The 12,321-nt window shown below is 60.1% G+C and carries 11 protein-coding genes; 4 read left to right on the top strand and 7 right to left on the bottom strand.

Going from position 1 to position 12,321, the window contains the following annotated elements; all coding sequences use genetic code 11:
• Positions 1-5: 5 nt before the first annotated feature.
• Both ACO07W_RS01170 and ACO07W_RS01165 read right to left on the bottom strand, forming a co-directional pair.
• Positions 6-1,223, bottom strand: a complete 1,218-nt coding sequence (locus ACO07W_RS01170; RefSeq protein WP_421840165.1) for a lipase family protein — start codon at positions 1,221-1,223, stop codon at positions 6-8.
• A gap of 134 nt (positions 1,224-1,357) precedes the next feature.
• Positions 1,358-2,632: an IS256 family transposase gene (locus ACO07W_RS01165; RefSeq protein ID WP_421840071.1), complete on the bottom strand. Its 1,275-nt coding sequence runs from the start codon at positions 2,630-2,632 to the stop codon at positions 1,358-1,360.
• Between the two features lie 150 nt (positions 2,633-2,782).
• Here ACO07W_RS01165 and ACO07W_RS01160 point away from each other — a divergent pair, with 150 nt between their 5' ends.
• Entirely contained in the window at positions 2,783-4,063 is a 1,281-nt protein-coding gene (locus ACO07W_RS01160; protein ID WP_421840164.1) for an IS256 family transposase, read from the top strand.
• Between the two features lie 48 nt (positions 4,064-4,111).
• Here the strand turns inward: ACO07W_RS01160 and ACO07W_RS01155 are convergent, their stop codons facing one another.
• The 4 genes from ACO07W_RS01155 to ACO07W_RS01140 all read right to left on the bottom strand — a co-directional run bounded on the left by ACO07W_RS01155 (position 4,112) and on the right by ACO07W_RS01140 (position 6,817).
• On the bottom strand, positions 4,112-5,047 hold the full coding sequence (locus ACO07W_RS01155) for a glycerophosphodiester phosphodiesterase family protein (protein WP_421840163.1): 936 nt from the start codon (positions 5,045-5,047) through the stop codon (positions 4,112-4,114).
• Positions 5,048-5,132: 85 nt separating this feature from the next.
• Positions 5,133-5,255, bottom strand: a complete 123-nt coding sequence (locus ACO07W_RS01150; protein ID WP_421840162.1) for a hypothetical protein — start codon at positions 5,253-5,255, stop codon at positions 5,133-5,135.
• Positions 5,256-5,368: 113 nt separating this feature from the next.
• Positions 5,369-5,569 carry a hypothetical protein gene (locus ACO07W_RS01145; RefSeq protein WP_421840161.1) on the bottom strand — a complete coding sequence of 67 codons (201 nt, stop codon included), beginning with the start codon at positions 5,567-5,569 and terminating at the stop codon, positions 5,369-5,371.
• A gap of 276 nt (positions 5,570-5,845) precedes the next feature.
• Entirely contained in the window at positions 5,846-6,817 is a 972-nt protein-coding gene (locus tag ACO07W_RS01140) for a glycosyltransferase family 2 protein (protein ID WP_421840160.1), read from the bottom strand.
• 405 nt (positions 6,818-7,222) lie between these two features.
• Here ACO07W_RS01140 and ACO07W_RS01135 point away from each other — a divergent pair, with 405 nt between their 5' ends.
• Positions 7,223-7,975, top strand: coding sequence for a GAP family protein (locus ACO07W_RS01135; RefSeq protein WP_421840159.1), 753 nt, complete (start codon positions 7,223-7,225; stop codon positions 7,973-7,975).
• A 93-nt stretch (positions 7,976-8,068) separates the two neighbouring features.
• On the opposite strand, the gene ACO07W_RS01130 is transcribed toward ACO07W_RS01135, so the two are convergent.
• A complete protein-coding gene (locus ACO07W_RS01130; RefSeq protein ID WP_421840158.1) occupies positions 8,069-9,424 on the bottom strand; it encodes a hypothetical protein in 1,356 nt (451 codons plus the stop codon).
• Between the two features lie 172 nt (positions 9,425-9,596).
• Between ACO07W_RS01130 and ACO07W_RS01125 the strand changes: the two genes are divergently transcribed.
• Together ACO07W_RS01125 and ACO07W_RS01120 are read left to right on the top strand one after the other, a co-directional pair.
• On the top strand, positions 9,597-11,348 hold the full coding sequence (locus ACO07W_RS01125; protein ID WP_421840157.1) for an AMP-binding protein: 1,752 nt from the start codon (positions 9,597-9,599) through the stop codon (positions 11,346-11,348).
• Positions 11,300-12,289, top strand: a complete 990-nt coding sequence (locus tag ACO07W_RS01120) for a methyltransferase domain-containing protein (protein WP_421840156.1) — start codon at positions 11,300-11,302, stop codon at positions 12,287-12,289. Before ACO07W_RS01125 ends, ACO07W_RS01120 begins: the two co-directional genes overlap by 49 nt.
• Positions 12,290-12,321: the final 32 nt, after the last annotated feature.

Raw genomic sequence — 12,321 nt, 5'->3', positions numbered from 1 at the left:
CCAGATCAACAACAACCTGGCTCTAATTCCAGGTGGACCCGATATCGGGGACCAGCCACGTGGTTGACCGATGTCTTATTGAGAAATGGTGGCTCCTCGTTGGTCCAAAACTGGACGTCAGCCTCTTGCGCACACCAGTCGTGGGCGAGCTGGTTGACCGGGCCCCATGGCACCAGTGGGTCGTAGCGATTGCTCTCGAGGAATACCGGTGCGTCCGGCCGATAGCGGCCGATCCGCTGCAGATCGAACAGACTCTTGATCGGCTCCTCGGTGACGAGCTGACTGAGGTCTTCGGTGAAGTAAGGCCGCAGATGCCGGAACATGAATTTCAGAGCGGTTTCTGGGACGCACTGGTGACGCGTCTTGGCGAGTAGATCCTCGCCGCGAGGAGTCATCTTGCTGTGAATGACATCGGCGAACTCCGGGTAAGCGTATATGGCGCCGTTAATCAGATAGCCAGTTACGCCTACTAGAGCGTTGCCATCCAGATAAGGCAACATTTCAGCCAGGTTTGCCGGCGGCGCGCCCGAGTAGGTGCCCACAACATGAAGTTCCGGGGCGTAGGAAGGCGCGAGTTCGGCCGCAGAGGCAACCGCCCCACCGCCCTGCGAATATCCCCAGAACGCAACCGGGCCGCCCGGGTTCAACGAAGTATCTGGCAACTGCTGGGCGGCGCGGACGGCGTCGAGGACTGCTTGTCCTTCAGCGAGGCGGTTCACATAGGTGTGTATGCCTGGAGTGCCAAGGCCCTCATAGTCCGTCATCACGATCGCGAAGCCGCGGGCCACCATCGTCGCCACGAACGCCTCGTCGTAGTTGACCGCGAAATCGAGGAACGGCGACCAATGAATGCCCTGATTGAATAACCGCGAAGGCGCGCACTGGTCGCCTTGGCCCTGGGTGCCCGGAGCGTAACTCAGCAACGGTCGCGGACCGCCGCCCGGCCAGGGATTGTCAGGCTCGAAGTAGGTGCCCGTCACCGCGATCGGCTTTCCGCGCGCATCCGTGCTGCGATACATGATGCGGGTCCCAGTCGCCAATATCGCACCGAGTTGTCCGGATGGCTCAAGAACCAACCTCGATGGCTCGGTGCGAATTAGATCGCCCGGTTGTCCCGACGGCAGCGGGTCTGGCGGAGTGTAGAACTTCTCGTACTCGCTCTGGTCACCTTCGAAATCAAAGTCGGCTCCGTCGGCGTGCACCGGCGCAGCAAAGCTTGTCATAGCGACATGGAGGCTCAGCGCGATTAAGCCAATCTGCAACGACCGCATCAAGTTCCCAACCAGACCGAACCCATTACCGGGTGGCGTCTTAGGACTGGTGTAAAAACGCTGGGCGCATGTTCCTGGTGGTCATGTTACGCGGCGGTGGTGTCGGTCGTGGTTGTTGTGGTGGGGGGATGCAGTGGGCGGGGTGGCTCGAGCAGTTGGTGGCGTAGTTCTTGGAGGTGGCGGCTGGTCGCTGATGTTTGGGTGACTCCGCGCCAGCCGCGGCTGGCGCGGTCGAGGACGGCCCATACCAGCGACAGACAGCTGGTTTCGCCGGGTAGGCGGCCGATGACCTTGACCCGGCGACGGGATTCTCCGAAGGTGCGTTCGATGAGGTTGGAATGGCGGATGCGTGTCCAGTGTTGGCGGGGGAAGCGCAAATGCACGCTCAGCGAGGCGAAGTCGTTGGCCAGGCAAGCGACCGCGGCTGGGTAGAGCCCGCGGTATGTGGTGGTGAACTCCTCGGCGCGGCGGGTGGCTTCATCCACGGCCTGCTGGCCGGGTGGCTGGTCAATGTCATCGAAGATCGACCAGAACGCGGCTTTGATCTCGTCCTGGACCGCGACAGGTGTCTTGGCGATGACGTTACGGCAGCGATGGATCAGACACCGCTGACGCAGGCTTGCCGGAAACGTGGTCTCCCATGCGGCGATCAGGCCCGGCGCCCCGTCGGAGATGCCCAGTAGCGGCGGGCGTAGTCCCCGGTTCCTCAGGTCAGCCAAGAAGTCGGCCCACGCATCAGCCGACTCCGCTGCGGCTGGGGCCAGCCCAATAAACAGGGGCTTGCCGTCGGTGCAGATGCCCCAGGCGGCCAGCACCGGCTCGGCCGGGGCGTTGGGATGCATCCGAAAGTTCGAGGCATCCAAGAACAGGTAGTCCAACACCAGCTCATCAAGGCGTCGAGACGACCACGCAGCGAACTCGTCTTTGATGGCCGCACAAATCCGGCTCACCGTCGAGCGCGACAACGCCGCCTGCGAGCCCAGCACCTCGGCCAACGCGGCCTCGATGTCGCGATCCGACAAACCGCGCACCCATCCCGAAATCACCAACGCCTCCAGAGCGTGGGTGCGCGTCACCCCGGCACCGAATAGCCGCGAACAGAACCGCTCGTCGGTGTCGCGTAGTTTCGGGCGGCATAATTCGACCGAGCCCATCGTGGTCTTCACCGTCGCCGGCGGTTGATACCCATTGCGGTACCCGCCCGGGCCGTCCTGAACCCGACGCTGGTGACGGGCTCGGCCCAACACTGCTTCTACCTCGGCCTCCACGGCGACCTGAAACACCAGACGCACCGATAACCGCCCGACCTCCTCCAAAATCTCGGTCAACGGCCGCTCGGTCGCGGCGAACAACTGATCCATCTCAACACGCACACGAGCAATGATCAGAACTTGTGGATAACCTTCGGCCTGGTGACGTCAAAGGGCGCACCTTCCCGAGGATGATCTGAAAAGTCCATCGTTTTGATCAAGAGCCGGCGCTTGGGGCGCTGGTTCGGGAAAGGTACGCCCATGCTCAAGGTAGTCCACGGCGGGTCGACGTCCAGCCCTCACGGCTCGCTGGGCCGGTCGTTGCTTGATGAAATCGTGCGTGATGGTGCCCGCCAGATGCTGGCCACTGCGTTGTGGGCTGAGGTGCTGGCCTACATCGACGCCCACGCTGGCGAGGTCGATGAGAATGGGTATCGACTGGTAGTGCGCAACGGTTATCACAGTGAACGCGAAGTGCTCACAGCGGCGGGGGCGGTTAGGGTGAAAGCACCCCGGGTCAACGACAAGCGCATCGACTCCGATACCGGTGAGCGGCATCGGTTTTGCTCGGCCATCCTGCCAGCGTGGGCACGTAAATCAGCCCAGATCACCGAGGTACTGCCGCTCCTATACCTGCATGGCCTGTCGACCGGGGATTTCGCCCCGGCGCTGGAGCAGTTCTTGGGCACCGGCACGGGGCTCTCGGCTGCTTCGATCACCCGGTTGACTACGCACTGGCAGAACGAGGCCAAAGCGTTTGGGCAGCGCGACCTCTCAGGCACCGATTTCGTGTATCTCTGGGTCGACGGCATCCACCTCAAAGTAAGACTCGCAGAAGAGAAGCTGTGTTTGCTGGTGATGATCGGGGTGCGCGGTGATGGACGCAAAGAGCTCGTCGCCATCACCGATGGATACCGTGAATCGACAGGATCGTGGGCTGATCTGCTGCGCGACTGTAAACGCCGCGGGATGCGCGCACCGGTGCTAGCGGTCGGCGACGGCGCACTGGGGTTTTGGGGCGCGCTACGCGAAGTGTTCCCAGCCACTTGTGAACAGCGTTGTTGGTTTCACAAGATCGGCAATGTGCTCGCCGTGTTGCCCAAATCAGCGCACCCAGGAGCGAAGAAGGCGCTCGCCCAGATCTGGAACGCCGAAGACAAGACGCATGCGCTGGACGCGGTGAAAGCATTCCGGACCGCCTACGGCGCCAAGTTCCCCAAAGCGGTAGCCAAGATCACCGACGACGCCGATGTGCTGCTGGCCTTCTATGACTTTCCCGCCGAGCACTGGATTCATTTGCGCACAACAAATCCCATCGAGAGCACGTTCGCCACCGTACGCAACCGCACCAAAATCACCAAGGGGCCCGGCTCCCGCGCGGCAGGGCTGGCCATGGCATTCAAACTCATTGAGGCTGCACAGTCACGCTGGCGCGCTATCAACGCACCGCACCTGGTCGCGCTCGTCCGAGCCGGCACGAAGTTCGAAAACGGAAAACTTGTTGAACGCCCCGACCACACCACCAACGAGGAAGCCGCCTAAAAAATCACGATCCCCAGATGCTGGGGACTACTCGCCGCCAGTACTCGGCTACTGTCCCGGCCGGACTTGTCCATCACGCCAGTGTTGGGCCGCGCGGGGGGAGTCCACGAGCACGGCATCGAGTCCGATTTTTTGAGCCAGACGGTAGTCGTCGACTGTTTTCACCGCGAAACCCATGACTTGCCTACCGGATTGCGATTTGAAGCACTCGACCGAGGCTGGGTCCCACAACTCAGCGTTTACCTGCGAAACCCCAGCCCCCAAAGTGAATTCCTCGGTGACGGTGACATCGCGATGCAACTCAAATCCCGCCCACTTCCCAGGATTAGGCGCCGGAGCACAGCGATGGTTCAAGGACATGTTCAAAAGGCGCTCGCGGGTGATGTCACGACTTTCAGCGACCCGCAATCCCTGCTGTTCAGAGGCTGCATGGGTGATGTCGGCATCGGTGGAGTACACAATCGACCGCTCGACAGCCCCCGCCTTCCTCAACGCATGCGCGACCGCTAAGACCAGCGGCTGCGCCGGAGTCTGCTTGAGATCCAAAAACAAAGCCATATCAGGTGCAGTCGCGGCGATGGCTTGCTCCAACGTCGGTATCGGCGTAGGCCGCTGCCGGTACGGATAGCCATCGACCCCCGGAGCGGTGAAACTCCACCCCGCGTTGAGCTGCTGCAATTGCTGCGCGGTCTTCGAATTAACAGGTCCCGTGCCGTCAGTCAACGTGGCCAGATCAGACGGTCGATACAACACCGGCACCCCATCGCTGCTGACCTGCACGGTGAGCCATACGCCATCCACACCCGCTGCAACCGCGTTCGTTATCGCCAAAACTGTGTTCTCAGGGAAATCGCCCGTGCCTGCACGATGCGCGACAATCATCGGCTCGGCGGTCTGCACAGCCGGCGAAGCGTCCGCCACACCGCAAGCCCCTCCCAAGGCCACCAGCGCCACCGCGCCTAACGCTGCTGCCGTCTTCACCATCTGTTCCCTTCACAAATTCCCATTCCCAACTGAAGATTAAGCATCCAGTAGCCCCGCCACGCAAGCAACCACAACGACCGACATCTCAATCCACAGGTATTGACAATTCCTCACGCACACGCTCAATCGGCGATACTCGCTTGGTCACGGGCGTAGCCCCTCCTTCATAGCTTTCGTCGGTTGCGACGGAACCTACGCCCGTGACCATTTACACCAGCGATGAGACGCGACCCATTACCGAAGCTCGGTATCGATCGTGACGTGGTGAAATTACGACCAGATAACATCGATCGTATTGATAGCACACTCGTGTGGTGGCAGTCACAGGGCCTGTACCGGCCAACCTAGCCCACACGCCGGGTGCTGAATCTGATCTGCGGAGACCGACCAACCCACGCTGACCTCCTCAACCGGCGCTGCACTGCGACACGAGCCAAAGATCACCGGTGTGGCGACATCAGCGAACACCGGGTGCACGGTGTGCGGGTGCGCGATACGGCATCTCTTCTCGCGAATGATCATGGTTTATATGTTCTGGGCCAACGCGATTCCGCTCTGGTCAACGACACGCTGGACATTCCTGCGGCCAACAGAAACCGCGCGGCCGCAACGATTCGAGTATGCTGATCGCAGCACTCAGGTCAGCTGCTAAGGCTTCGGGTGGAGCGTCCGGAGCTGTGGACCGCTGGTTCCTTAGGAACCGTCGGCGACTGCTATGGCGACGCCCTGCAATGAGAGTCGTACTGTTGTTGATCGGGATTCAGTTCGCATCACCGGCGCCCGGGCGATTGGGCGAGCCTAGGGGCTTGTCGTGGGAAGGCTCAAAAGCACGTCCCGCAATTTCCGGGCACGTGTGAACTCGCGATATGGAGCCTGGGCCAAGGTTTTCAAGCGCAGCCACCGCTGTTGTCCGACTACCGCGACCTCCACGTTCAGTGCTAGCCAGATAGGCAGCCACCACACCATCGCGATGATCCGAGTCGCCGCGGGCGACGCTGGGTCGACGATCAGCCACGTGAGAATGCGCAGCTGGTCGAGCCAGCCGCGCCGAGACTTGGCGTTGCGTACCGATTCCGTGCCAGGCGTTTGACTGCGAACCGACAGTTGTTGTGGCACAAAGCGGACCGCCGATCTCAGCATTAGACGAAGCCACAAATCCAAGTCGACGAGCTGATAGATATCTTCCCGGAAGCAGCCGACATCCACGGCCAGCCGACGCCGGAACATTACGCAGGTCGGTTCACCAATCCAATTGCTGCCCCAACCCATCAACATCATCTGACTGACCAACGATGGCCCGCGGTTGTACGCGCGGAGTTTGAGAAAGAAAATGTGTGGCTTGCTGAGCGTTCGCCACCACCATGGGATGGCGTCGTTCAAGACGCGCCGCGGCGCGAAAGCAAGACCTACTGCCGGATCATCGAAGCAAGGCGCGAGTGCCCGAAGAGCTCCCGGAAGCAGCCAGTCGTCGCCATGCACGAACTGGATATACTCGCCCCGCGCGAGTTGGATGCACCGATTGTGGTTGGCGTTGAGGCCCAGTCGAGATTCGTTGCTTATCAGGCGGTCTTTGGCTCTGAGCATCAGTGCGGCGGTAGCGGCACAATCGTCTGAGGAGTTGTCGTCGACAACCAGTATCTCGAAGTCGACGCCATCCTGTTCCAAGACGCTGCGCAGACAGCGCGCGATTGAAGCGCTGTTGTTGTACATCGGCACGCATACCGTGATAGCGGGAAGCGCGGGTGAATCGTCACCATCATCGGGTGTCATCGTTACCGACCCGGATCCGTTGTGGAGCTGCGCACTCGGCGAACTCCGTCGCGATGTGCCCGCTCAGGCGCCGTACCGAGCCCCTGCGCGGACCTGTCGCCTTGCACGGCTGACCCCTCGTTATTGCGTTGAAATTTGCTTCAGCATAGCTCTTCGAAAGTTATCTGGATGATCACTTGTTCCTGTTCTCGTGCCCTGCCCGTATTGGCGTAGCGCGCGGTTACCGCTGGCTATCTGAATTCGGCGAGCTGGCTGACGCCGTGTGGTGGCGCCTCGGGTTGGTGGTCTGGGGCGGGGTGGTTGGTGTTGTGTGGGGTGTGGGTGTTTGTGGTGGTCAGGGGGTGATTTGGGGGATTTTTTCGGTATTGCCGCGAGATGTGTCGGTGGGGAGTAGCGTCCGACGTGATGTGGACGAGCGTGTTGGTGATGGGGTTGTTCATGGCCACTGATCCCATCCGTTTGGGCCTGGCACTGGTGTTGGTGACGCGGCGGCGGCCGATGTTGAATCTGCTGGCTTTTTGGTTGGGCGGCATGGTGGCTGGTGTTGGTCTTGCGGTGGCGGTGTTGGTGTTGTTGCGTGATGTTGCGTTGGCGGCTATTGAGGCGGGGGTTTCGGCGATTGCTGATGTGCGGTCGGCGGTGGTGATTTTTTCTGGTGGGCGTCTTCAGATCACGGTGGGTGTGATTGTGTTGATGATTGCGGCCAACATGGTGGCGCGTCAGCGTGGGCGGGTTCTGGTTGGTGCTGGTGCTGGTGGTGGATCGGGTGTGGCGGTGGCGTCGGGTCCGCCGGGTTTGGTTGCTCGGGTTGTGTCGGCGAGTCAGAGCATGTTGGCGCGTGAGGGTTTTGTGTGGCCGGCTTTTGTGGTTGGTTTGACGTCGTCGGCGCCGCCGGTTGAGACGGTGGGGGCTTTGACGGTGATTATGGCTTCTGAAGCTGCTTTGGGTATGCAGGTGAGCGCGTTTTTGGTGTTTATTGTGTTGGTGCTTACGGTGATTGAGGTTCCGTTGCTTGCGTATTTGGCGGCTCCGCGGCAGACGGAGGTGGCGATGTTGCGGCTGGATCGTTGGTTGCGGGTTCACCGTCGCCGGATCACGTTGTCGGTGCTGTTGGCGGTGGGCACGCTTCTTTTGGTGCAGGGTGTGGTTGGTCTGTGACGCGGCGTTTTTCTAGGTGTTTACCTCACAGAACCGTTGCGCAAACTCTTTGATGCCCCACCCGGTTGGCCACCGACCGCCCACGCGAGTCGTTTAGCAATCGATTTCGGCAATCAAGCCGAATTCTGCGAATGTCCGTAATACCAGCTCGCGCAGTATATCTGACGAGTTCGACTGACCGGCACGGTATGCGACTACCGTAATGAAGACCTTCCCATGGACTCGTCCGGAGGCGATGAAAAGCTGACCGCCGATGCGTTCAAGGGTGCGCTGGGTAATGCCCGGTTCGATCAATCGCCCGTATGCGTAGTCGGCATCCGTGCCGTCCGGGCGGTTCGCTGTCGGATTCAGCTCGCCCAGATTGGAGCAACCGATCGGCAGGCCGGAGGCGCCTAGCCCGACTCCCACCAGCCTTCTGGCCAACCATTTTGGTGTCATAGCAGCCAATGGAAGCGGCGCCAGGACCTCATTGGATTCTTGGGCCAGCGCGGCAAGCGACTGCTTGATCTTGACACGTATGTCGGAGAGATCCGACGCCGCATCCGTTGGGTCGACGGTGATGCTGGCAAAGGTCAACGCGTTTCCGCGCGTGTCGCCTTCAAAACGCTCGCCTACCGGAAAGCTAAGGGTGACTGTTTCGTCCTCAAGCAAGCGCCCCAGCCGCACACCGAGTCGGGATGCGAAACCCGCGAAAAGCGAGTTGCTAGTTCCACCGAGGATTTTCGCGCGCGCATCCCAAAGTTGCGAGTCGACGTAGGCGGCCAAGGTGGGCACGGCGACAGCACGGTCTTCGGCCACAACACCGGGGGCCGGTGGCGCCGCGGCGATCGATGAAGCGAGGTCCCGGTGGCTGCGTCGGGCCAGCCGCAACAACATCGCCAGCGCCCGTGCCAATTCTGGCGCCGAGGCAAGGGTCTGCCGGCCATCCTCGACAAGGGCTTCGCGCCGTGTGCGTGAACCACGCGGTGGGTAGTCGAGACTTTGTAGCTTGCCTGCGGCGGCGTCGGCTATCGCCCGGCAAAGCCCGAGACCGTCGATAACGGTATGCGATGCCACCAGGCTAGCGGCGCTTCCGCCGTCGTCGAGCGGTAGCACGCCGAGGTGCCAACTGGGCCCGGTTTCGGGATCAATGGGCAGGCAGGCTCGTTCGTAGGCCCACGCGTTGAGTTCGGCGCGTGGGCGTGGAATTGGGTCGACGTCAATGCTGCGGGGTTCCGTTGAAGCGACCCACCTATCGCGAGCGAAAGGCAGCGGTGACCTTTCGATTTCGCGGCCCAACAACCCGTGCCCCAGATTTTGGTGAAAACGGCGCAGACCATCAAGGTTGACCGCACGGTTGTATATCCAGGTGACTTGCGCCAGCGTCCCGTAGCCAAGCGTCCGCAGCGCGAGAAATGACGCTTGATCCATGTGTGCGAGTCGGTTGTCCAAGATACGGTAATTATCCAAGTTGTAGGGGCTGGTGAACGTGGATTTGGTTCACGTTGGTGAGGATGGTCGGTGAGTCGTGTAGATCGACAGTCATTCAACCGGGTAGTCGGCTGGTTGGCTTGGTTCGGTGGTCACGCTCGTTGCTCAGCCGCCGGTCCTGAAGAGTAATGGCCCCAACGAAGGTAGTCTGATGTCTGTGGTTGAATCCTCGCTTCCGAACGTGATTCGCGAGCGCGCCAGTTTACAGCCCAACGACGCCGCGTTTACATTTATTGATTACGAACAGTCATGGGACGGCGTTGAAGAAACACTGACCTGGTCGCAGTTGTATCGCCGAACCCTAAATCTCGCGGCGCAGCTGCGCGAATTCGGGTCTACCGGTGACCGGGCGGTGATCTTGGCGCCGCAGGGGTTGGACTACATCGTTGGGTTTCTTGGCTCGTTGCAAGCTGGACTGATCGCAGTTCCGCTTTCGGTTCCTTATGGCGGCGCCCACGACGAGCGTACGAATTCAGTGTTAGCTGATACTTCCCCGTCGGTCGTCTTAACCGCTTCTCCGGTTATCGACAACGTCGCCCAGTATGTTCAACCGCAGTCCGATAAACAGGCGCCGCACATTGTCGAGGTTGATCGGTTGGACCTCGACGCGCGGCAGCGGTCAGGTTCGCGATCTGCGAGGGCGGATAAACCAGATTCACTCTATTTGCAATACACTTCCGGATCCACGCGCACGCCCGCTGGTGTGGTGGTTTCGAATAAGAATCTGTTCACAAATTTTGAGCAGATTATGTCGAGTTATTACGGTGTATATGGAAAACTGGCTCCGCCAGGTTCCACGATAGTTTCTTGGCTCCCGTTTTATCACGACATGGGTTTCATACTTGGAATCATACTGCCGGTGCTGGCGGGAATTCCGGCCAAACTCACCAGCCCAGTGGGCTTCCTGCAACGGCCGGCGCGGTGGATGCACATGCTTGCCGGCAATTCTTTGGCGTTTTCCGCTGCACCTAACTTTGCATACGACTTGGCGTCGCGCAAAACAAAAGACGAAGACATGGCAGGTCTCGACCTGGGCGGTGTCCACAGCATCCTCAATGGCAGCGAACGGGTACATCCCGTGACTTTGCAGCGGTTCATCGAGAGGTTTGCCCCCTTCAATCTTGATCCCAAAGTGGTTCGGCCATCGTATGGAATGGCAGAAGCGACCGTGTATGTGGCGACCAGGAAAGCCGGCGAACCACCGAAGATAGTGAATTTTGATGCTCAGAAATTGCCGGACGGTCAAGCTGAGCGCGGTGACGGCGAAAGCAGCACACCGCTGGTTAGTTACGGCATCGTGGATACCCAACTGGTGCGTATCGTAAACGCGGATAGTTGTATTGAATGTCCGCAGGGAACGGTGGGGGAGATCTGGGTGCACGGCGGCAACGTCGCGTCAGGCTATTGGCAGAAGCCTGAAGAGACTGAGCGCACGTTTAGGGCGAATATCGTCAATCCCTCGGCGGGAACGCCCGCGGGTCCCTGGCTGCGGACTGGCGACTCCGGCTTCGTGTTTGACGACGAGTTGTTCATCATGGGCCGGATCAAGGATCTGTTGATTGTGTACGGTCGCAATCATTCTCCAGACGACATCGAAGCAACGATCCAGGAGATCACCCCGGGGCGTTGCGCGGCTATCGCCGTGGCTCAGGATGGTGCGGAGAAGCTGATCGCCATTATCGAACTGAAGAAGAAAAACGAGTCTGACGCAGACGCGATGGAGAGGCTGGGTGTCGTGAAACGTGAAGTCACGTCGGCGATCTCCAAGTCGCATGGACTGCGTGTCGCGGATTTGGTGCTGGTATCGCCAGGTTCGATACCGATTACCACGAGTGGCAAGATTCGGCGCGCTCAATGCGTGGAGCTGTACCGGCACGACGAGTTCAACAGGTTGGACGTGTAGGGGTTCAAGCCAGGAAACTGGCGTCGCGGCGGCGCCGGTTTGTCGATATTGCGCAATCCGGCGGCGTTGCGCACGAGATGTTCGACTTTGGGGTACGTTCGGCTGACGACGACGAAGGCGGCATGATGAAGCGACTACTTCAGAGCATTATGCAACGTTCGAATCGCAATCCCGCGGCGGACGGTTGTTCGGCCGGTGAGTTGCTTCCCCCCAAGGAACTGCAGCGCTACGTTGGCGGCGCGGACGGCGAGTACAAGGAAATCGGAGATCGCGCCGTCGGCTACCTTGTTGATCTTTGTGGATTGCGGCCGGGTGATGCAGTGCTCGACGTGGGTTGCGGTTCAGGGCGGGCCGCGGAGCCGCTCACTCGCTATCTGAACCGCGACGGCCGTTATGCGGGCTTCGATATCTCTACCAAGGCAATCGAGTGGTGCAAACAGAACATCTCGCAAGCGCACCCCAACTTTGACTTCAGAGTCGTCGATGTCGAGAATTCGCTCTACAACCCGACCGGAAAATACCCGCCGGCTGAATTTCGCTTTCCATATCCGGATGCGTCGTTCGATGTGGTTTCTCTTACCTCGGTGTTCACACACATGTTCCCTGACGATGTTAACCACTACCTCGACGAGATCGTGCGCGTATTGAAGCCGGGCGGACGGTGCATGAGTACGTACTTTCTGCTGAACGACGAGTCGTTAGCCCTCATCAAGGCCGGAAAGCCGGTTTTCAAATTCAAGCATGAACGACCAGGCTATCGAACGACCGACGCCAAACGGCCTGAAGCGGCAATTGCGTTGCCGGAAGCCTTCATCAGGTCTCTTCATGAGAAATGTGGCCTCACGATCCAGGAGCCGTTGCGCTACGGGTCGTGGTGCGGGCGAACGGAATACGCGGACTTCCAGGACTTTGTGCTCGCGGTCAAACCAGCAAGCGCGTAGCTAGCGCATCATCTGGGATGTCTTCTCCCGGG

Source organism: Mycobacterium sp., assembly GCF_965230835.1.
In the GTDB taxonomy this organism is placed as follows: domain Bacteria; phylum Actinomycetota; class Actinomycetes; order Mycobacteriales; family Mycobacteriaceae; genus Mycobacterium.
This window is presented reverse-complemented; position numbering and strand designations above follow the sequence as displayed.